16 protein-coding genes, 1 tRNA gene and 1 pseudogene are annotated in these 20,282 nt (G+C 69.5%); 8 read left to right on the top strand and 10 right to left on the bottom strand.

What is annotated here, in order from left to right:
* Positions 1-191 precede the first annotated feature (191 nt).
* The 3 genes from fusA to BLU79_RS13275 all read right to left on the bottom strand — a co-directional run bounded on the left by fusA (position 192) and on the right by BLU79_RS13275 (position 4,145).
* Entirely contained in the window at positions 192-2,294 is a 2,103-nt protein-coding gene (gene fusA, locus BLU79_RS13285) for an elongation factor G (protein WP_093905908.1), read from the bottom strand.
* A gap of 389 nt (positions 2,295-2,683) precedes the next feature.
* Positions 2,684-2,881 (bottom strand): ferredoxin, encoded by a 198-nt coding sequence (locus tag BLU79_RS13280; RefSeq protein WP_093905907.1) that lies wholly within the window; start codon positions 2,879-2,881, stop codon positions 2,684-2,686.
* 49 nt (positions 2,882-2,930) lie between these two features.
* Positions 2,931-4,145 carry a cytochrome P450 gene (locus BLU79_RS13275; protein ID WP_093905906.1) on the bottom strand — a complete coding sequence of 405 codons (1,215 nt, stop codon included), beginning with the start codon at positions 4,143-4,145 and terminating at the stop codon, positions 2,931-2,933.
* A gap of 211 nt (positions 4,146-4,356) precedes the next feature.
* Between BLU79_RS13275 and BLU79_RS13270 the strand changes: the two genes are divergently transcribed.
* A complete protein-coding gene (locus BLU79_RS13270) occupies positions 4,357-4,896 on the top strand; it encodes a MarR family winged helix-turn-helix transcriptional regulator (RefSeq protein WP_093905905.1) in 540 nt (179 codons plus the stop codon).
* A 32-nt stretch (positions 4,897-4,928) separates the two neighbouring features.
* Here the strand turns inward: BLU79_RS13270 and BLU79_RS13265 are convergent, their stop codons facing one another.
* Both BLU79_RS13265 and BLU79_RS13260 read right to left on the bottom strand, forming a co-directional pair.
* Positions 4,929-5,294 carry an iron chaperone gene (locus BLU79_RS13265; RefSeq protein WP_093905904.1) on the bottom strand — a complete coding sequence of 122 codons (366 nt, stop codon included), beginning with the start codon at positions 5,292-5,294 and terminating at the stop codon, positions 4,929-4,931.
* 214 nt (positions 5,295-5,508) lie between these two features.
* On the bottom strand, positions 5,509-6,402 hold the full coding sequence (locus BLU79_RS13260) for a LysR family transcriptional regulator (RefSeq protein WP_093905903.1): 894 nt from the start codon (positions 6,400-6,402) through the stop codon (positions 5,509-5,511).
* Between the two features lie 101 nt (positions 6,403-6,503).
* On the opposite strand from BLU79_RS13260, the gene BLU79_RS13255 reads away from it, so the two are divergent.
* Positions 6,504-7,556 (top strand): NADP-dependent oxidoreductase, encoded by a 1,053-nt coding sequence (locus BLU79_RS13255; protein WP_093905902.1) that lies wholly within the window; start codon positions 6,504-6,506, stop codon positions 7,554-7,556.
* A 109-nt stretch (positions 7,557-7,665) separates the two neighbouring features.
* A pseudogene (locus BLU79_RS13250) lies at positions 7,666-8,484 on the top strand (IS5 family transposase).
* A 62-nt stretch (positions 8,485-8,546) separates the two neighbouring features.
* On the opposite strand, the gene BLU79_RS13245 reads toward BLU79_RS13250, so the two are convergent.
* A complete protein-coding gene (locus BLU79_RS13245) occupies positions 8,547-9,089 on the bottom strand; it encodes an SMI1/KNR4 family protein (protein ID WP_256333292.1) in 543 nt (180 codons plus the stop codon).
* A 415-nt stretch (positions 9,090-9,504) separates the two neighbouring features.
* On the opposite strand from BLU79_RS13245, the gene BLU79_RS13240 reads away from it, so the two are divergent.
* Both BLU79_RS13240 and BLU79_RS13235 read left to right on the top strand, forming a co-directional pair.
* Complete coding sequence (locus tag BLU79_RS13240; RefSeq protein ID WP_093905900.1) at positions 9,505-10,278, top strand: maleylpyruvate isomerase family mycothiol-dependent enzyme; 774 nt, start codon at positions 9,505-9,507, stop codon at positions 10,276-10,278.
* A gap of 11 nt (positions 10,279-10,289) precedes the next feature.
* Positions 10,290-10,814, top strand: coding sequence for a transposase (locus BLU79_RS13235; protein ID WP_177000998.1), 525 nt, complete (start codon positions 10,290-10,292; stop codon positions 10,812-10,814).
* A 135-nt stretch (positions 10,815-10,949) separates the two neighbouring features.
* On the opposite strand, the gene BLU79_RS13230 is transcribed toward BLU79_RS13235, so the two are convergent.
* The 4 genes from BLU79_RS13230 to sucC all read right to left on the bottom strand — a co-directional run bounded on the left by BLU79_RS13230 (position 10,950) and on the right by sucC (position 14,965).
* Positions 10,950-11,034, bottom strand: a tRNA-Leu gene (locus BLU79_RS13230).
* 234 nt (positions 11,035-11,268) lie between these two features.
* Complete coding sequence (locus tag BLU79_RS13225; protein WP_093905899.1) at positions 11,269-12,810, bottom strand: aldehyde dehydrogenase family protein; 1,542 nt, start codon at positions 12,808-12,810, stop codon at positions 11,269-11,271.
* Positions 12,811-12,920: 110 nt separating this feature from the next.
* Positions 12,921-13,805, bottom strand: coding sequence for a succinate--CoA ligase subunit alpha (sucD, locus tag BLU79_RS13220; protein ID WP_093905898.1), 885 nt, complete (start codon positions 13,803-13,805; stop codon positions 12,921-12,923).
* 29 nt (positions 13,806-13,834) lie between these two features.
* Positions 13,835-14,965 carry an ADP-forming succinate--CoA ligase subunit beta gene (gene sucC, locus BLU79_RS13215; protein WP_093905897.1) on the bottom strand — a complete coding sequence of 377 codons (1,131 nt, stop codon included), beginning with the start codon at positions 14,963-14,965 and terminating at the stop codon, positions 13,835-13,837.
* Between the two features lie 145 nt (positions 14,966-15,110).
* Between sucC and BLU79_RS13210 the strand changes: the two genes are divergently transcribed.
* The 3 genes from BLU79_RS13210 to BLU79_RS13200 are packed head-to-tail and all read left to right on the top strand — an operon-like array spanning position 15,111 to position 20,194.
* Entirely contained in the window at positions 15,111-16,793 is a 1,683-nt protein-coding gene (locus BLU79_RS13210) for a thiamine pyrophosphate-binding protein (RefSeq protein ID WP_093905896.1), read from the top strand.
* Between the two features lie 10 nt (positions 16,794-16,803).
* A complete protein-coding gene (gene frc, locus BLU79_RS13205; protein ID WP_093906040.1) occupies positions 16,804-18,045 on the top strand; it encodes a formyl-CoA transferase in 1,242 nt (413 codons plus the stop codon).
* Between the two features lie 4 nt (positions 18,046-18,049).
* The gene (locus BLU79_RS13200; protein WP_093906039.1) at positions 18,050-20,194 is read left to right on the top strand and encodes an acetate--CoA ligase family protein; all 2,145 of its coding nucleotides are present in this window, start codon (positions 18,050-18,052) and stop codon (positions 20,192-20,194) included.
* Positions 20,195-20,282: the final 88 nt, after the last annotated feature.

Here is a 20,282-nt window from a genome sequence, read left to right as displayed (position 1 = left end):
AAGGGTTCTGACACACCTTCCGAGTTTTGACACACCTTCCGAGGGGCGGCCCCCTCCCGGCTTCGGGAAAGGGCCGCCTGTGGAGGGGGCCACCTGTGGAGGGGCTAGCTGTGGGGGGAGGGCGGGCCTGTTCCTCGATGGGCCCTGCCCTCTCCACCGCTACGCCGTCGCCCTACCGCAACGCCGACGTCCTACCGCAACGCCGACGTCATCGGCGCCGCAGCCGCTGCCGGCGCCGGTGCGTACCCGGTCGGCCGGGACGTGAAGCTGCCGCGGCCCTGGGTACGGCTGCGCAACCTCGTCGCATAGCCGAACAGTTCCGCCAGCGGCACGGTGGCCGTGACGATCGCCGCGCCCGCGCGCGTGGTCGAGCCGGTCACTCGGCCCCGTCGCGCCGCGAGGTCGCCGAGCACGCCGCCGACCGCGTCCTCGGGCACGGTGACCGTGACCTCGACCACCGGCTCCAGCAGGACCATCGCGCAGGTGCGCAGGGCATCGCGGAGGCCGAGGCGACCGGCGGTGCGGAAGGCCGTGTCGGAGGAGTCCTTCACGTGGGTCGCCCCGTCGGTGAGGGTGACGCGCAGCCCGGTCACCGGGTGGCCGCCGAGCGGGCCTTCGGCGAGGGCGTCCCGGCAGCCGGCCTCGACGGCACGGACGTACTCCTGCGGAACGCGACCGCCGACGACGGCCGAGCGGAACTCGAAGCCGGCTTCCGTTTCCAGCGGCTCCACGTCCAGGACGACGTGTGCGAACTGCCCTGCCCCGCCGTCCTGTTTGACGTGCCGGAAGACGAAGCCGGACACCCCGCGGCCGACCGTCTCCCGGTAGGACACCCGGGGACGACCGACGTTGACCTCCAGCCCGATGTCCCTACGGATCTTCTCCACCGCCACCTCCAGATGCAGTTCACCCATGCCGGACAGCACCGTCTGCCCCGTCTCGGCGTCGGTCCGCACGACCAGCGACGGGTCCTCCTCGGCCAGCCGCCCCAGCGCGGAGGCCAGCCGGTCGGTGTCGGTGGACCTGCGCGCCTCGACCGCCACGGACACCACCGGGTCGGCCACACTGGGCGGTTCGAGGACGAGCGGGGCGTCCGGTGCGCACAGGGTGGAGCCCGGACGGGCCGACTTCAGGCCGACCACGGCCACGATGTCCCCGGCGACCGCCCGGTCCACCTGGGCGTGACGGTCGGCCTGGACCCGCAGGATCCGCCCGATCCGCTCGGTGCGCCGCGCGCCGGCGTCGTACACCGTGTCTCCCTTCTCGATCGTTCCCGAGTACACCCGCAGGTAGGTCAGCCGCCCGGTCGGGGTGGCGCTCACCTTGAACGCCAGTGCCGCGAACGGAGCCTGCGGATCGGCGGACCGCTCCTCGTCGGCGCCGTCGCGCAGGCCACGTACGGCCGGCACGTCGAGCGGCGAGGGCAGGTACGCCACGACCGCGTCGAGCAGCGGCTCGATCCCCCGGTTGCGGTAGGCCGAGCCGCACAGCACGACCACGCCGTCGCCCGTGCGGGTCAGGTCGCGCAGGGCGGTGACGAGGGTCTCCGGCGCGATCGTCGACCGCGCGCAGAACTCCTCCAGCGCCCCGGCGTGCAGTTCGGCCACGGCCTCCTCCAGCAGCCGCCGACGCCGCTGCGCCTCCTCGCGGATGTGCTGCGGCACCGGTTCTTCTACGACCGTCTCGGCGCCGTCGGCCCACAGCAGCGCCCGCATGCGTACGAGATCCACTACGCCGCAAAAACCGTCCTCGGCACCGATGGGCAACTGCACGACCAGCGGCGCCGGATGCAGCCGTTCCCGGATCGAGGCGACCGCTGCGTCGAGGTCGGCCCCTACACGGTCCATCTTGTTGACGAACGCGATCCTCGGCACGCCGTGCCGGTCGGCCTGCCGCCACACCGACTCGCTCTGCGGCTCGACGCCCGCGACGGCGTCGAACACCGCGATCGCTCCGTCGAGGACGCGCAACGAACGCTCCACCTCGTCGGCGAAGTCGACGTGCCCGGGGGTGTCGATGAGGTTGATCCGGTGACCGTCCCAGGCGCAGCTGACCGCCGCCGCGAAGATGGTGATGCCGCGATCGCGCTCCTGTGGGTCGAAGTCGGTGATGGTGGTGCCGTCGTGGACCTCGCCGCGTTTGTGCGTGGTCCCGGTGGCGTACAGGATCCGTTCGGTGACGGTGGTCTTGCCGGCGTCGACGTGGGCGAGGATGCCGAGGTTTCGGACGACGGCGAGGGGGGTGTTGAGGCTGGTGCTGAGATTGCTGTGATTGGTGTTGAGGTTGGTGCGCACGGCCCTTGGCCTTTCGGATGATCCGGAAGCGGAACGGGTCAGCGCGATTCCCGGACGACACCGGCGTGCACAAGGCGCACGCGAGCACGGCCTTCCGCCTGCCGTCCCGTCAGAGGGGAGCTACGGAAGGTGCGTTGATGTACTCGGGGCGCGAGGGCGCTCTCAGGCGTTCGTCACGGGCATCCGGTACCGGCCGCGCAGCGGGCACCGGGCGGACGAGGACACCAGGATCACCTCGTACCGGCAGAGGGAGACGACGACAGCGGTGCGGTCACGCACGGCCCGGCTCCCCTCTGCTCGTCACGACGACGCGCCGCCGAGTGGTGGGCGGCGCGTGATTGCGTGGTGAGTCTAGGGAACCGGGCCTGGTCGAAGCAGCCGAATTTTTCTTACTTGTCGTCGATGGTGATCGCCGCCGCGGGGCACACTGCGGCGGCCTCGCGGACAGCTGCGTGCACGTCCGCGGCGGGGCTCACTTCCAGGAGGGTGACGATTCCGTCGTCGTCACGCTGGTCGAAGACCTCGGGTGCGATCAGCACACACTGGCCGGCGCCGCAGCAGCGGCCCTGGTCCACATTGACTTTCACGTCCGTTGCCCTTCTTCCTTCCTTGCCTTTCTTCCTCTCCCGGGAGCCGTCACCACCGCACGGGCACCATGCGCAGTCCGCCGACGAGGAGTCCCTCCACACGTCGCAACTCATCGATGGGTACGGCCAGTTGAAGGGTCGGCAGCTTGCGGAGGAGGACGTCGAGGGTGACCTGCAATTCGGTGCGGGCCAGGCTCTGCCCGAGGCACGAGTGCGGTCCGACGCCGAACGTCAGATGGGGGTTCGGGGACCGGGACAGCACCATGTCGTCCGCGTCGGTGAAGACCTGCTCGTCCCGGTTGGCGGACGGCATGCTGCACACGACGGTCGTGCCGCCGGGCAGCACCTCGCCGTCGATCTCGACGTCCTCGGTGAGATAACGCCGTAGTCCGAAGCCGAGGTTGGCGTCGAAGCGCAGCGCCTCGTCGACCGCGGTGCGCACCAGGGTGGGGTCGGCGAGCAGTCGCTCCCAGCGGGTCCGGTCGGCGAGCAGCATCGCGACCATCTTGCCGATCATGTTGGCGGTGGTCTCGTGCCCGGCGACCAGCAGGCCCATGGCGGTGCCGAGCAGTTCGTCGTCGGTGAGCCCTTGACCCTCCTCCTCGCCGTCCCTGATCACCATGCTGATCAGGTCGTCGCCGGGCTCGGCGCGCGTCGCCGCGATGTGCGCGGACATGTAATCGGCGTACTCGGTGTAAGCCGCCCGGGTCTGGTCGCCGGAGTAGCGGCTCACGTTGAGGAAGGCGTCGGACCAGTGCGAGAAACGGTCCCGGTCCCCGGCGGGGACGCCCAGGATGTCGCAGATGACGTAGACGGGCAGCGGGAAGCCGAGGCCGGCCTTGAGGTCGGCGGGCTGTCCGCCGCGGACCATGTCGTCGACGAGGCTTTCTGCGGTCCGCACCATGCCCGGGCGCAGTGCCGTCATGCGCCGGGCGGTGAAGTACTTGCCCACCTGCCGCCGCCACTTGAGGTGCGGTTCGCCACGGTCGGGCAGGGCCAGGGTGGTGCTGCCGTCGGCGGCGGGGCCGCCCGCTCCCTCGGGGGCGATGCGGGCGGCGCCGTCCTCGGCGGTCGGGCGGACGAAGCGGGCGTCTGACAGCAGGGCTTTGACGTGGCCGTAGCGGGTCAGATAGGTCGCCTTGTCACCGCTGGGGAGTTCAACCGTGGTCACGGGGCACTGGCGGCGCAGTTGCTCCCATTCGGCCGGCGGCTCCAAGGGGTTGTCGCTGGGCAGTGGCAGCCGGAGAAGGTCGTTCTCGCGCATCTTGCATCACCTTGCGTGGGGGGGCGGGAGGTGGGTGAGCGACGCGGAAGCGTTCACAGCACCGCACGTTACGCACGTTGTGCATCATGCATCAAGAGTGCATGATGCACTTTCCGCGTATGGCGCAATCTCACCGTAGGGTGGTGCCTCAGGGACCTGCGGGCTCGGGGATTTGGGGAACTTGGCCCTTGCGGCCGGGAAGGAGATCGGCGTGGACGCCCGAGAGGCGGCGGAGCGTATCGAGCGGGAACTGCTGATCCTGACCCGCCACAAGGAGATGAGGGCGCCCCGGGGCCCACGCGGCGGGGACCCGCTGGACCAGAGCGCCTACGTGCTCCTCAACAGGATCGAGACCCAGGGCCCGATGTCCATCCCGGACTTCGTCGAGGCCTTCGGACTCGCCGCGTCCACGTTCACCCGACAGACCTCGGCCCTGCTGCGCAACGGGCTGGTGGAGCGCGCGCTCGACCCGGCCGGCGGCGTGGCACGCAAGTTCCGCATCACCGAGGAGGGCGTCAGGCTCCTGTCGGAGCAGCGGGAGGGAATCGTCACCGGCCTGTCCACGGTCGTGGCCGACTGGACGCCCGACCGTCTGGACCGGTTCATCGCGGACCTACGGCAGTTCAACACGGACATCGAACGCATCACCGGGCGTCCCTGGCCGAGGAACGCGGAGGACACGGCGGACGCGAACGACACGGACCACGATGGCCGTTCCGCAGTCGGTGCGGTGACGGCAGACCGCGACTGACGACTGACAACCGACGACGCCCGGGAGGGAACTCAGCAGGCCTGTTCCCGGTCGGCCGCGGTGGCGCGCAGCAGATCCCTCACCAGGTCGAAATCGATCTTCTCGGGTCTGCGGAAACGCAGGCAGCCCTTGCCCATGTCCTGTCCGGCCAGCCGTTCCTGGAACGCGTCCCGGACATCGCCGCGCATCAGATAGAAGGAGACGTAATGCCTCTGGCTCGCGAACGCGATCTCGGCCGCGCCGTCGCGCTGGTAGGTCGGCATGCCGTACGCCATGGCCTCGCTGAAGCCACGCAGCTCCGCGCGGCACAGCTCCCGCAGCCTCGCCAGGGCCGCCCTGCGCTCGTCCGGCACCTCGGCCAGATAGGCGTCGACGTCGTCCGCCGTGCTGTGCACCATGCTGTGAGGCTAAGCCGCGGCGTCATGCCGATCAATCCTTCGAGCCCCGGGCGGAGCGGCGCATAGTTCAGCCACTCGACGACCGCGCCGTCGCGCGTCCCGTCATCAACGCCACCAGGGCGGCCCGTGACGAGGAATCCTCCAGGGCCACCCGGCCCACGAACCGGCCGACCACTGACGCCCCGGCCTGATCAAACCCCACGCTCAACAACGCTCACGCCACGGGCACCACGGCCCGCAGTTCCCTCACCAAGGCGCGCACAACGGCGGATCCCGCCAGTTCGACGGTGGTGACATAGCCGATCTGGCGCGTCGGGCGCTCGGGGCCGAGATCGGCGATGTCGACCGAGTTCGGCGCTCCGGCCAAGGAGAGCGCGGGCATGATCGCCATCCCCTGCCCTCCGCTCACCAGGGCAAGCACCGCTCCGTCGTCCTCGGCTTCGATGGTCGCCTTCGGGATCCAGTCCTGTGCCGCCCACCAGTCGCGGGTGTACGAGCCGCAGTTCTCGGCCCAGTCGACCAGCGGCAGCGAACGCGGGGCGGCCTGACCCGCCGCGTAGACCAGGGCATACGGCTCCTCGAAGAGTCCGCCGGCGACGAGACCGGACGGTAGCGGCACGGAGCCGCCCAGCGTGGCGATGCCCAGGTCGGCCTTCCCGTCGGCCACTTCGCCCGCGGTGCCTCGCCCCACCTCACGTACGATCCGCACCTGCGGCTGGATCCCGGGATGCCGGGCGCGCAGTCGCTCGAGGACGGGCGGCAGCAGGTGGAGAGCCGCACTGCGGAAGGCCGCGATCCGCAGCGGTCCCTCCGCCGCGTCGGATCTGGCCGCCCCGCGCGCCTCGGCGGTCAGGACGTCCAGCAGGCGCAGGATGCGACGCGCATGCGTCACGGCCTTCTCTCCGGCAGGAGTGGGACGGGCGCCGGTGCGGCCTCGTTCGAACAGCACGGCACCGACTTTGCGCTCGCTGCCGCGCACCGAGTGGGAGACCGCGGACTGCGTCAGACCTAGTGTCCCGGCCGCGGCCGAGAAGCCGCCGGTATCGGCCACCGCCACCAGGACGCGCAACTCGTGCGGGGCGAGATCGGAGTCGGTCGCACGGGCCACGGGGCGCTCACCTCGGTGTATGAGAAATGCTCATGGAACGGGGGGTCACATGAGCCCAACCGGCTGCCCACCAGGGGCATTCCCGCCCTACGGTCCGTTTCATGAACGAGACCGCGCTCACCGTGCACCAGATCACCCGCCCGCACGGCTTTCCCACCGCCGAGCATTTCGCCTTCGTCGAGTCCTCTCTCCCCGAGCCCGCGGCGGGCAGCGCGCTGGTGAAGAACCTCTACTGGTCCGTCGACCCCTATCACCGCGAGATGATGGACGACGTGCCCGGCGGCTTCGCCCTGGACGCACCCTTGGAGGGCCGCACCATCGGGCAGGTCATCGCCTCGCACTCGCCTCTGCTGGCCGAGGGCGAGATCGTGTTCCACCGGCAGGGCTGGCGTACGCACTCGGTGGTCACGCCTGAGGAGATCCGGCGGCTGCCCCGCTTCGACGGGGTGCCCCTGACCGCGTATTTGGGCATCCTCGGCGGTACCGGCCTGACCGCCTATGTGGGCCTGACCCGGATCGCCCAACTCCGGGAGGGCGAGGACCTGTTCGTGTCGGCCGCGGCAGGCGGGGTCGGTACGGCGACCGGGCGGTTCGCCCGGCTGCTCGGCGCCGGAAGGCTCGTGGGCAGCGCGGGCTCGGCGGCGAAGGCCGACCATCTCACGCGGGAGGTCGGCTACGACGCCGTCTTCGACTACCACGACGGGCCCGCCGCCGACCTCCTCGGCAAGGTCGCACCGGACGGCATCGACGTGTTCGTCGACAACGTCGGCGGCGAGCAGCTGGCCGCGGCGGTCGGAGCGCTTCGCGAGTTCGGGCGCATCGTCCGCGTCGGCACGATCAGCCAGTACAACACTCCCGACGCACCGCCGCCGCGCTTCGACCACGCGGACATCGTGGAGAAGAGCATCCGCATGGAGGGCTTCCTGGTGCGCAACCATCAGGCCGTGCAGGAGGAGTTGTACGAGTTCGCGGTACCGCATCTGCGGAGCGGCCGACTCGCGCTGGACGAGACGGTGGTCGACGGCTTCGAGCACCTTGTGGACGCGTTCCTGGGCATGCTGCGCGGCCGCAACATCGGCAAGATCATCGTGCGGGACCGCACGCAGAGCCCGTCCCTGTCCCCGTCCCCATCCCCGTCCCTGTCCGTGAACTGACCCGCTGGATTCCGTGCGTGCGGGATCTTCTCCCCGGCCTAGCGCGTGCCTCTTTGATGGGTTGGTCAGTTGATCGGATGTGTCTGTCCGATTGGTGATCACCGATGCGATGTGGGACCCGGATCGTGCCGCTGATGCCGGCGGATCCGGTCCGCGGGCGGCGGTGGGCCGACCACCGCCGCACTCTTGAGGCCATCGCGTGGAAGTACCGCACCAACTCGCCCTGGCGGGACCTTCCCGACGAGCTCGGCTCGTTCAAGACCGCTCAAGCGGCCGATCAGATGGGCCGTGGACGGCACGTGGGAGATGATCCTGTCTGCGTCCTGGCGGCGGCGGACGCCGACGACGACATCGATTGGACGGTGTCGGTGGGCTCCACGGTCGTCCGGGCTCACCAGCACGCTGCCGGAGCATTCAAAAGGGGGCAGTTCACTACGGCGAGCTCGCGCTCGGACGCTCCCGGGGCGGGCTGAGCACCAAGGTCCACCTGGCGGCTGACGGCCAGGCACGGCCTCTCGCCTTCACCGTGACCGCAGCCCAGGCAGGTGATGCGCCCGCCTTCGAGACGGTGATGTCCCGCATCCGCGTGCCCCGCAGGGGCCCGGGCAGGCCGCGGACTCGGCCCCTGGCCGTTCTGGGCGACCGAGCGTATTCCTCACGTGCCATCCGCAGCCACCTGCGACGCCGGGGGATCCGTGCGGTCATCCCGCAGCCGTCCGACCAAGTCGGCCACCACCTGAGGCGAGGCCGACTCGGTGGCCGTCCGCCCGTCTTCGACAGCGAGGCCTACAAGCAGCGGAACACCGTCGAGCGGTGCATCAACCGCCTCAAACAGTGGCGCGGCCTGGCCACACGAACCGACAAGCTCGCGATCGCCTATCAGGCCGCACTCCACCTCGCGGGCATCCTCATCTGGGCGCGAAGGTGATCAATGAGGCAGGACTCAGTTCCACCAGTCGATGTCTCCGCTGCTGTCGACCTTGGGTGAGGTCACCGCGCCGAACCAGGAGATTGGCCCTGATGCTCCATGGCTTCAGCCACCTCGTGGAGCCATGAGCCCAAGCTGGGCCAGCCCAGAAAGCACGCCTGGTCATCGTGAACAGCGTCACCGAGGTGGTTCTGCCACATCCCTTCCCCGGCATCGATGAAGTGGTCGTCTCCGTCACTTCCGGAGATGGGGACCCAATTCGTTCCCCACCAGGGACTTTCCGCCTGGTCCGGGTCGTCTGATTCCCATATCTCCATCCGCATCTCGCGGACCTCGATGATCTCCGACACCGAGTACAACCTCCGGCAGGGGAGCACACCCAGCAGGGACGTATCTCCGTCGTGGCACCGCAGCGACTCACGCAGATCCGCAGGAAGCGGGAACCCCAAGCGTGACTCGGCTTCTTGAATGGACTGCCACGAAGCCGGGGGCCTGAGTTCTGCCAGCGCCTTCGGTGCGTATCGGGACAACCAGGCGTCGATGCGGCGCCAGGACGTCGTGACCGGGGGCACGACAGGGTCGATGCCTCGTCGGGGAGGTTGCATCATCATGCGGGAAATCATCCACCGGGCTCATGGGGTCAGCCACGTCGAGCCAATGGCTAGCTGCAAGCGCATCCGTCTCACAGCGCGAAGCCAAAGAGACAGAACCTAGCTCTCGTTTCACTCCTCTGGCGCTGGCGCCGCCGGGCCGCACACACTACTCAGGCCGCTGACATCGGCCAGGGGTGCGGATTGCTGGGAGTGACTTCGTAGGTCAAGCAGCGAGTTGGTAGCGGGCCTGGTGGTTGCGCTGGTGCTCTTGCCCAGATGGTAGGTCCAGTAGCGGTCGAAGTCGCCGTTGGCGAGCAGTGCGCGGATTTTCAGGGCGGCTTCGGCGCCGGCGCTCCGCCCGGCCGTCGACGCGTTCGTCCGACAAATTCGCTACCCGGCGGCCGGAGCGCCGTGATACACAACCGCCGTGCAAAACATCTTGGAGTTCCCCGAGGTCCTGCGGCTGATCGAAGACCGCTCGGCCGCGTTCCGCGCTGCGATCGCGTCCGCCCCCGACCTTGACGTCCAGGTCCCGACCTGCCCGGACTGGACGCTGCGCGAACTGGCGCAGCACCTCGGTGACGGCCGCCGCCGCCAGGCCGCCATCGTCGCGGCGGGCCCGGGCACTGAGCCCCCGGCGAGGACGGACCCGAAGGGCGCCCCGACCGCGCCCCGCGACCGCGAAGCCCTGGACGCCTGGCTCGCCGAGTCGACCGAGCTCATGCTCGACGCGATGCGCGAGGCCGGCCCGGACCGCGGCTGCTGGACCTGGTGGGGCCGCTCGCAGGCCCCGGAGACCAGCAGAGCCGTGGCCCGGCACCAGATCCAGGAGATCGCCGTCCACACCTACGACGCCCAGCTCACCCAGGGCGCCGCACAGCCCCTGCCGACCGACGTCGCGGTCGAGGGCGTCGACGAGTTCCTGACGACCGTCTCGGCGACGACCGTCCCCTGGCCGTTCAAGCCGGCAACCATCGACCTGCACACGACCGAGGGCCGCTCCTGGCGCCTGACCCTCAACGCCGACGGCGTCCGCTGCGACGACCTCGCCGCCGACGCGGAGCCGGGCGACATGGCGATGCGAGGCGCAGCGAGCGAACTGGTCCTCTACTTCTACGAGCGCGTCCCACTCGACGGCCTGGAGACCACCGGCGACACCGAGCCGATGGAGCAGCTCGCAGACTGGGACCCGAACGCGTAAAACGCGCACTTGTGACGCATCTGTCGGTGGTGCGCGCGCCCCTGCGGGCGCCACTGGGCCCGGGGTTGCGGACATCGCGCGGCTGCGGGCAGGCTGCGGGCCTGCTGTTCAAGGGCGAAGGGCTCTCGCTCGCCCTGACGCCCGGTCAGCGGGCCGACTGCACCCAGTTCGAGGCTGTCATGGAACGGATCCGGGTGCCCCGCCTGGCCACCGGCCGGCCTCGCACGACACCCGACAGCGTCAGCGCCGACAAGGGCTACAGCAACCGTCGCACCCGCGCCTACCTGCGTGGACGCGGGATCCGGCACGTCATCCCGGAGAAGGCCGACCAAGCGGCCGGCCGTCTGCGGCGCGGGAGCGCCGGTGGCCAGCCACCCGGCTACGACAAGGAGCGGTACGCCAAGCGCAACACTATCGAGCGGGCGATCAACAAGCTGAAACAGTCCCGCGCGGTCGCGACCAGATACGACAAACGCGCCTACGTCTACCTCGGCACCGTCACCGCCGCAGCACTCGTCATCTGGCTCCGCTCATGATCCCCAGGACAGAGCCTAGGAGCCACCGGAAGGCCGGGGGCCTGCTCCCCCATCACGTTTGCCCCAGAAACAGCTTGTGCGAGCCGAGGCTGGGCTCGACTCGCACAAGTTGGGGATCCACTGTGATGCAATGTGTGTCCGAGGGGGGACTTGAACCCCCACGCCCGATAAAGGGCACTAGCACCTCAAGCTAGCGCGTCTGCCATTCCGCCACCCGGACTAGGCGCCTGTCGCCTTACCGGGGGTGTTCCCCGTGGCGACAGGCACAACAATACCAAGCTTTCGGAGTGCCTTTCACCTGCATATCCGCCTGTCGGACGGCCGACGCGAGGCCAGAGACCGGGCGGCCCGAGGGGGTTCACCTCACGTGATCCGCCGGTCACACACGGGTGAGATCGACCAGTGGCGCCCACCCGGGGGCAGGCGCCACGGCCGCTCTCGTCACGGCATTAGGTCACGGCATGAGGTGGTACTCCGGGAAGTTCCCGGGCAGCCGCTCCCCCGCCGGTCCCTGAGTGACCGCGCGCACCAGCAGCTCGCCGCCGACGAACGCCCCGCGCCAGGACGCGCCGAAGCCGCCGAACAGCTCGTCGCGGTCGCCGCGGGAGCGTGCCTTGCCATGGCCGACCTTGAACGCGCGGATCTGCGGCGCCAGGCGGTCGTACGTCGCCCGGTCGTCCGTGGACAGCGTGGCGACCAGCGCGCCGTTGGACGCGTTCATCGCGGCCAGCAGCTCCGCCTCCGTATCGACCAGGACGATCGTGTCGACCGGGCCGAACGGCTCCGCGTGGTGAAGCGGGGAGGACGGCGGCGGGTTCAGCAAGGTGACCGGTTGGACGTATGCCGAAGTGTCCTGGCCGGGCAGGAAGCGGGCGCCGGACAGCCTGGCCCGGTGCAGCGGGACGGCGCCCCGGTCGATCGCCTCGGCGACCTGGTCCTGGAGCTCCTTGGCCTTGGCCGCGTTGATCACCGGCCCGAAGTCCAGCTGCGGGTAGGGGTCGTCCCGTTTCTCGACCGCCAGGGGGTGGCCGACCTTCAGCGTGCGCACCGCCGGGAGGTACACCCCGAGGAACTCGTCGAACAGCTCACGCTGGACGACGAAGCGCGGGTACGCCGTGCAGCGTTGTTTGCCGTAGTCGAAGAGCTTCGGGATGACTGCCGTGAGCGCATCCCAGTCCGTGTAGTTCCATATGCCCCAGGTGTTGAGTCCTTCCTGTTCGAGTACGTGTCGTTTGCCGAGATCGGCGACGGCCGTGGCCACCGCGGCGCCGGTGTCGCGGCCGCCGACGAAGGAGACGCAGCCGATCTCGGGTGCCCGCACCAGCGCCTGGGACAGCTCGCCTCCGCTGCCGCTGACGAGGGTGACGGGAATCCCCTCACGGGCGGCGAGCGCCGAGGCGAGGGCCAGACAGGCGACACCGCCGTCGGTCGGGGTCTTGGCGATGACCGCGTTGCCTGCCAGTGCTTGTACCAACACTGCGTGAACGAGCACGCTCATCGGGTAGTTCCAGCTCGCGATGTTGGATACGGGACCGTCGAGCGGGGCCCGTCCGTCGACCATCGGCTCGATGCCGTCGACGTACCAGCGCACGCCGTCGATGGCCCGGTCGACGTCCGCCTGGGCGAGCCGCCAGGGCTTGCCGATCTCCCAGACGAGAAGGAGGGCGAGCAACTCCCGGTGCTGGGTCAGGGCGTCGAGGGTGGCCGCGACACGGGCTCGGCGTTCGTCCAGGGGGATGTGCCGCCACGCGCGGTGCTGGTCGAGTGAGGCGCGTACGGCCTGGTGGGCGGTGGCCCGGTCCAGGCGCGGCGGGCCGGCGATCGGGCTGCCGTCGACGGGGCTGGTGGCGGGCAGCACACGGCCGTCCGCCTGCCAGGTGGAGTTCCAGCGGTTGAGGACACGGTCGTCCCTGAAGGCCTCGGGAGCGACTGCGAGGCAGCGCTCCCAGGCTTCGGCCCAGGAGGTGCCGGATTTGAGGGTGAGGGTGGTTGCCATGGGGGACTCCGCTCTCGGTGCACAGTCGGGGGCGGTTGTGGATGGCTACGGCGGACGCTAGCGAGGTCCGGTCACGCCTGAAAGTGACCTCGCGTGGACTATGAGTGACCTCACGCCTCTGAGTGGAGGCGGTCCAGCACCAGGCGGGCGGTCTCGGTGGGTGTGCCACCGACCCGTACGCCCACCGCCTCCAGCGCCTCCTTCTTCGCCGCCGCCGTACCGGACGAGCCGGACACGATCGCTCCCGCGTGCCCCATCGTCTTGCCCTCGGGTGCGGTGAACCCGGCGATGTAGCCGACGACCGGCTTGGTGACGTGGTCGCGGATGTACGCGGCGGCGCGTTCCTCGGCATCGCCGCCGATCTCCCCGATGAGGACGATCAGTTCGGTGTCGGGGTCGTCCTGGAAGGCCGCGAGGCAGTCGATGTGGGTCGTGCCGACGACCGGGTCGCCGCCAATACCGACGCAGGTCGAGAAGCCGATGTCGCGCAGCTCGTACATCAATTGGTAGGTGAGCGTGCCGGACTTGGAGACCAGGCCGATGCGGCCGGGCTTGGTGATGTCGGGCGGGATGATGCCCGCGTTGGACTGGCCGGGGGTGATCAGGCCCGGGCAGTTGGGGCCGATGATGCGGGTGCCGCGCGCCTTCGCGTACGTGGTGAAGGTGACGGAATCATGGACGGGGATGCCCTCCGTGATCACGACAGCGAGCCCGATACCGGCGTCGGCGGCCTCGACGACGGCCGCCTTGGCGAAGGCGGGCGGCACGAAGACGACGGCCACATCGGCGCCGGTCGCGCGCATGCCGTCGGCGACCGAGCCGAAGACGGGGACGGCACGGTCGTCGAAGTCGACGGTGCGGCCCGCCTTGCGCGGGTTGACGCCGCCGACGACGTTCGTGCCGGCGGCGAGCATGCGCCGGGTGTGCTTCATGCCCTCGCCGCCGGTCATGCCCTGGACGAGGACCTTGCTCTCCTTGGTGAGGTAGATGGCCATGTCGTCATGTCTCCTCAGGCTGGGACGGCTCAGGCCGTGGTGGCGAGTCGGGCGGCCCGGAGCGCGGCGCCGTCCATGGTGGTGGCCTGCTGGACCAGGGGGTGGGCACGGTCGTCGAGGATGGCCCGCCCGCGGGCGGCGTTGTTGCCGTCGAGGCGTACGACGAGCGGCTTGGTCAACTGGACGGTGTCCAGGGCCTGCACGATGCCGTCGGCGACCGCGTCGCACGCGGTGATACCGCCGAAGACATTGACGAAGACGGACTTCACGGCCGGGTCGGAGAGGATGACCGACAGTCCGTCGGCCATGATCTGGGCTGACGCGCCACCGCCGATGTCGAGGAAGTTGGCGGGGCGGGCGCCGCAGCCCGCGACCGCGTCGAGGGTCGACATGACGAGGCCGGCGCCGTTGCCGATGATGCCGACCTCGCCGTCGAGCTTGACGTAATTGAGGCCCTTGGCGGCAGCCGTCGCCTCCAGTGCCTCGTCGTGCTCTACCTCTTCGGCGCCCCAACGTGCCTGGCGAAACCGGGCGTTGTCGTCGAGGGTGACCTTGCCGTCGAGGGCGAGGACTTGCCCCTGCGCGGTGCGCACGAGTGGGTTCACCTCGACAAGGAGGGCGTCCTCTCGCACCAGCACCTCCCAGAGCCGTACGAGGACGTCGACGGTCTGCGGCGGCAGTCCCGCCGCGTCGGCGATCTCACCCGCCTTCGCGGAGGTGACGCCCTCCGCCGGGTCGATGGGGATACGGGCCACGGCCTCGGGCCGACTGGCGGCGACCTCCTCGATCTCCATGCCGCCCTCGGCCGAGGCGATGGCGAGGAATCCGCCCGCCGCCCGGTCGAGCACATAGGACATATAGAACTCGGTCTCGATGTCCACGGGTTGGGCCAGCATCACCTTGCCGACCGTGTGGCCTTTGATGTCCATACCGAGGATCTGGCGTGCCGTGATCTCGGCGGCGGCCGGGTCGGCGGCCAGCTTCACACCTCCCGCCTTGCCGCGACCGCCGGTCTTCACCTGCGCCTTTACCACGACACGGCCGCCCAGCCGGCGCGCGATCTCGCGGGCTTCCTTGGGTGAGTCCGTCACCTCTGCCCGCGGCACCAAGATGCCGTGTTCCTTGAAGAGTTCCCTTGCCTGGTGTTCGTACAGGTCCATTCCGGCTCCTGACTCAAAAGTGCCGCACGCCCCCTGGACACCACCCACCGGATGCGGGATAACAAGGTTCATACAGTATTCGTCGACTGTATGCAATGTACCGCGAGAGCCGTTCCAACCCCCTACGAAGGGACAGGACTTCGCCATGCCCGACGACACCCAGGACGTCATTTCCGGTGGTCATCTCGTTGCCAAGGCGCTGAAGGCCGAGGGGGTCGACCGCATCTACACCTTGTGCGGCGGCCACATCATCGACATCTACGACGGCTGCGTCGACGAGGGCATCGAGGTCGTCGACGTCCGCCACGAGCAGGTCGCCGCCCACGCCGCCGACGGCTACGCCCGCATCACCGGCAAGCCCGGCTGCGCGGTCGTCACCGCGGGTCCCGGCACCACCGACGCCGTCACCGGTGTCGCCAACGCCTTCCGTGCCGAGTCCCCGATGCTGCTCATCGGCGGCCAGGGCGCCCTCACCCAGCACAAGATGGGGTCCCTCCAGGACCTGCCGCACGTCGACATGATGACGCCGATCACCAAGTTCGCGGCGGCCGTGCCGGACACGGCGCGCGCGGCCGACATGGTGTCAATGGCGTTCCGCGAGTGCTACCACGGCGCGCCCGGACCCTCCTTCCTGGAGATCCCGCGCGACGTCCTCGACGCCAAGGTGCCGGTGAGCAAGGCGCGGGTGCCCAAGGAGGGCGCCTACCGTGCCTCCACCCGCTCGGCCGGCGACCCCGAAGCGATCGAGAAGCTCGCCGACCTGCTGGTCCACGCCGAGAAGCCGGCCATCCTGCTCGGCAGCCAGGTGTGGACGACCCGCGGCACCGAGGCGGCCATCGAGCTCGTGCGCACCCTCAACATCCCCGCGTACATGAACGGGGCAGGCCGCGGCACGCTCCCGCCCGGCGACCCGCACCACTTCCAGCTGTCGCGCCGGTACGCCTTCTCCAACGCCGATGTCATCGTCATCGTCGGCACGCCCTTCGACTTCCGCATGGGCTACGGAAAGCGGCTGTCACCGGACGCGACCGTCGTCCAGATCGACCTCGACTACCGCACCGTCGGCAAGAACCGCGACATCGACCTCGGGATCGTGGGCGACGCCGGGCTGGTGCTGAAGTCGGTGACCGAGGCGGCCTCCGGGCGCGTCAACGGGGGCGCGTCGAAGCGCAAGGAGTGGCTCGACGAGCTGCGCGCTGCCGAGCAGACCGCCCTGGAGAAGCGGCTGCCGAGCCTGAGGTCGGACGCCTCGCCGATCCACCCGTACCGACTGGTCAGCGAGATCAACGACTTCCTCACCGAGGACTCGATCTACATCGGCGATGGCGGCGACATCGTCACCTTCTCCGGGCAGGTCGTGCAGCCCAAGTCGCCCGGGCACTGGATGGACCCGGGCCCGCTGGGCACGCTCGGCGTCGGGGTGCCGTTCGTGCTCGCGGCCAAACAGGCGCGGCCCGACAAGGAGGTCGTCGCACTCTTCGGCGACGGCGCGTTCTCCCTGACCGGCTGGGACTTCGAGACGCTCGTCCGCTACAACCTCCCCTTCGTCGGCATCGTCGGCAACAACTCCTCCATGAACCAGATCCGCTACGGCCAGGCCGCCAAGTACGGCAAGGAGCGCGAGCGGATCGGCAACACTCTCGGCGACGTCCACTACGACAAGTTCGCGCAGATGCTGGGCGGTTACGGCGAGGAGGTCCGTGACCCCGCCGACATCGGCCCCGCGCTGCGGCGCGCCCGCGAGTCCGGGAAGCCGTCGCTGATCAACGTCTGGGTCGACCCGGACGCGTACGCCCCCGGAACCATGAACCAGACCATGTACAAGTGAGGTGGCCTCCATGACTGGCACGCCGACCAAGGCTCTCGAAGGCATCCGCGTCCTGGACATGACCCACGTCCAGTCCGGACCCTCCGCGACCCAGCTGCTCGCCTGGCTCGGCGCGGACGTCGTCAAGCTGGAGGCGCCGACCGGAGACATCACGCGCAAGCAACTGCGCGACCTCCCGGACGTCGACTCCCTCTACTTCACGATGCTCAACTGCAACAAGCGGAGCATCACCCTCAACACCAAGACCGAGCGCGGCAAGGAGATCCTCACCGAGCTGATCCGGCGCTCCGACGTCATGGTCGAGAACTTCGGACCGGGCGCGGTCGACCGCATGGGCTTCACCTGGGACCGCATCCAGGAGATCAATCCGCGTATCGTCTATGCCTCCATCAAGGGGTTCGGTGACGGCCCGTACACCAACTTCAAGGCGTACGAGGTCGTCGCGCAGGCCATGGGCGGGTCGATGTCGACCACTGGTTTCGAGGACGGGCCGCCGCTGGCGACCGGAGCCCAGATCGGGGACTCGGGGACCGGAGTGCACGCCGTGGCGGGGATTCTCGCGGCGCTGTTCCAGCGCGAGAACACCGGGCGTGGGCAGCGGGTCAACGTGGCCATGCAGCACGCTGTACTCAACCTGTGCCGGGTGAAGCTGAGGGATCAACAACGCCTGACACACGGGCCGCTTGCTGAATATCCGAACGAGGACTTCGGCACGGAAGTTCCCCGCTCGGGAAACGCGTCCGGCGGCGGTCAGCCAGGCTGGGCGGTCAAGTGCGCGCCGGGCGGCCCGAACGACTACGTCTACGTCATCGTGCAGCCGGTCGGCTGGCAGCCGATCAGCGAGCTCATCGGGCGGCCGGAACTCGCCGGCGACCCCGAGTGGGCGACGCCGGAGGCCCGGCTGCCCAAGCTCAACAAGATGTTCCAGCTGATCGAGGAGTGGTCCTCGACCCTGCCCAAGTGGGAAGTGCTGGAGAAGCTCAACGCCCACAACATCCCGTGCGGGCCGATCCTCTCCACCAAGGAGATCATCGAGGACTCCTCGCTGGTCGCCAACGAGATGGTCGTCACCGTGCCGCACCCCGAGCGGGGCGAGTTCGTGACCGTCGGCAGCCCGCTCAAGCTCTCCGACTCCCCCGTCGAGGTGAGCAGTTCGCCGCTGCTCGGCGAGCACAACGAACAGGTCTACATCGGCGAGCTCGGCCTCGGTGACGAGGAGCTGCGCCTGCTCAAGTCGAACGGAGTGATCTGACGTGATGGCCGAAGACCGCGTCCTGCGGGTGCGGACGCTCCTCGACTCCGTTCGGGCCGAGGGACGCACCGCGCTGACCGCGCCCGAGGGCAAGGTGGTCGCCGACGCGTACGGGATCGCCGTACCGGGCGAGGAACTCGCGACGGACGTCGACGAGGCGGTCGCGTACGCGGCGCGCTTCGGCGGACCCGTGGTGATGAAGATCGTCTCGCCGGACATCCTCCACAAGACCGACGCGGGCGGCGTGATCGTCGGCGTCGAAGGGGCGACGGACGTACGGGCCGCGTTCCACCAGATCATCGACAACGCGCGCGCGTACAAGGCGGATGCCCGCATCGAGGGCGTACAGGTGCAGGAACTGCTCCCGCAGGGGCAGGAGGTCATCGTCGGCGCGGTCACCGACCCGACGTTCGGGAAGGTCGTCGCCTTCGGGCTCGGCGGGGTGCTCGTCGAGGTCCTCAAGGACATCACCTTCCGGCTGGCGCCCGTGACCGCCGACGAGGCACTGTCCATGCTGGACTCGATCCGGGCGGCGGAGATCCTGCACGGGGTGCGCGGTCAGGCGGCCGTGGACCGGTGGGCGATCGCCGAGCAGATCCGCCGCGTTTCGCAGCTGGTCTCGGACTTCCCGGAGATCGCGGAGGTGGACCTCAACCCGGTGATCGCCACCGCGGAGGGCGCGATCGCCGCCGACATCCGCGTGATCCTCTCCGAAGCAGCGGTCAAGCCGCGCCGCCGCTACTCGCGCGACGAGATCCTCGCCTCCATGCGTCGACTGATGCAGCCGTCATCGGTCGCCGTCATCGGGGCCTCCAACGAGCAGGGCAAGATCGGCAATTCGGTCATGCGCAACCTCATCGACGGTGGCTTCGCCGGGGACATTCATCCGGTGAACCCCAAGGCCGATGACATTCTGGGCCGCAAGGCGTACAAGAGTGTCACGGACGTTCCCGGTGAGGTGGATGTGGCGGTCTTCGCTATCCCCGCCAAGTTCGTGGCCTCGGCCCTGGAGGAGGTGGGACGCAAGAAGATCCCGAACGCCGTGCTGATCCCCTCCGGTTTCGCGGAGACCGGCGAGCACGAACTCCAGGAGGAGATCGTGGCCATCGCCGAGCGGCACGGCATCCGGCTGCTCGGGCCGAACATCTACGGCTACTACTCGACCTGGCAGGACCTGTGCGCCACGTTCTGCACGCCGTACGACGTCAAGGGCGGGGTGGCGCTGACCTCGCAGTCCGGCGGCATCGGGATGGCCATCCTGGGCTTCGCACGGACCACGAAGACGGGCGTGTCCGCGATCGTCGGGCTCGGCAACAAGTCGGACCTGGACGAGGACGACCTACTGACCTGGTTCGGCGAGGATCCGCACACCGAGTGCATCGCGATGCACCTGGAGGACCTCAAGGACGGGCGCGCCTTCGTCGAGGCCGCGCGGGCGACCGTACCGAAGAAGCCGGTCGTCGTCCTCAAGGCGGGCCGTACGGCGGCGGGCGCGAAGGCGGCCGGCTCGCACACCGGGGCCCTCGCCGGCGATGACGCCGTGTACGACGACATCCTGAAGCAGGCCGGTGTCATCCGGGCACCCGGGCTGAACGAAATGCTGGAGTACGCGCGCGCGTTGCCGGTGCTTCCCGCTCCCCAGGGCGACAACGTCGTGATCATCACCGGGGCCGGCGGCAGCGGCGTGCTGCTGTCGGACGCGGTCACCGACAACGGCCTGTCCCTGATGGAGATCCCGCCGGACCTGGACGAGGCGTTCCGGAAGTTCATCCCGCCCTTCGGGGCGGCGGGCAACCCGGTGGACATCACGGGCGGCGAGCCGCCGTCGACGTACGAGGCGACGATCCGGCTCGGCCTGGAGGATCCCCGCATCCACGCGCTGGTCCTGGGCTACTGGCACACGATCGTCACTCCCCCGATGGTCTTCGCGGAGCTCACCGCGCGCGTGGTGGCCGAATTCCGGGAGCGCGGCGTAGAGAAGCCCGTCGTCGCGTCGCTCGCGGGTGACGTCGAGGTCGAGGACGCCTGCCAGTACCTGTACGAGCGAGGGGTCGTGGCGTACCCGTACACGACCGAGAAGCCGGTGGCCGTGCTGGGCGCCAAGTACCGGTGGGCGCGGGCGGCGGGCTTGTTGGGGGGCGGTTCATGAGGTGAGGCGGTGGGGCCGGCCGACGGTGCGCGTCGGCCGGCCCCGGGACCCGTGCGCGCACGAAAGGCATTGGACAGGGGGCGCTGGC

This window comes from Streptomyces sp. cf386 (assembly GCF_900103585.1).
GTDB lineage: Bacteria > Actinomycetota > Actinomycetes > Streptomycetales > Streptomycetaceae > Streptomyces.
Note: the sequence above shows the minus strand (reverse complement) of the source record. Positions and strands in the feature narration are given on the sequence as shown.

What these genes read in the sequence shown, in the direction of transcription:
- BLU79_RS13275 (WP_093905906.1), bottom strand. Translation starts at nt 4,145, where the DNA reads ATGCGCGAGAACGACCTTCTCCGGCTGCCACTGCCCAGCGACAACCCC.
- BLU79_RS13265 (WP_093905904.1), bottom strand. Translation starts at nt 5,294, where the DNA reads ATGGTGCACAGCACGGCGGACGACGTCGACGCCTATCTGGCCGAGGTG.
- BLU79_RS13255 (WP_093905902.1), top strand. Translation starts at nt 6,504, where the DNA reads ATGAACGAGACCGCGCTCACCGTGCACCAGATCACCCGCCCGCACGGC.
- BLU79_RS13245 (WP_256333292.1), bottom strand. Translation starts at nt 9,089, where the DNA reads ATGCAACCTCCCCGACGAGGCATCGACCCTGTCGTGCCCCCGGTCACG.
- BLU79_RS13225 (WP_093905899.1), bottom strand. Translation starts at nt 12,810, where the DNA reads ATGGCAACCACCCTCACCCTCAAATCCGGCACCTCCTGGGCCGAAGCC.
- sucD (WP_093905898.1), bottom strand. Translation starts at nt 13,805, where the DNA reads ATGGCCATCTACCTCACCAAGGAGAGCAAGGTCCTCGTCCAGGGCATG.
- sucC (WP_093905897.1), bottom strand. Translation starts at nt 14,965, where the DNA reads ATGGACCTGTACGAACACCAGGCAAGGGAACTCTTCAAGGAACACGGC.
- BLU79_RS13210 (WP_093905896.1), top strand. Translation starts at nt 15,111, where the DNA reads ATGCCCGACGACACCCAGGACGTCATTTCCGGTGGTCATCTCGTTGCC.
- frc (WP_093906040.1), top strand. Translation starts at nt 16,804, where the DNA reads ATGACTGGCACGCCGACCAAGGCTCTCGAAGGCATCCGCGTCCTGGAC.
- BLU79_RS13200 (WP_093906039.1), top strand. Translation starts at nt 18,050, where the DNA reads ATGGCCGAAGACCGCGTCCTGCGGGTGCGGACGCTCCTCGACTCCGTT.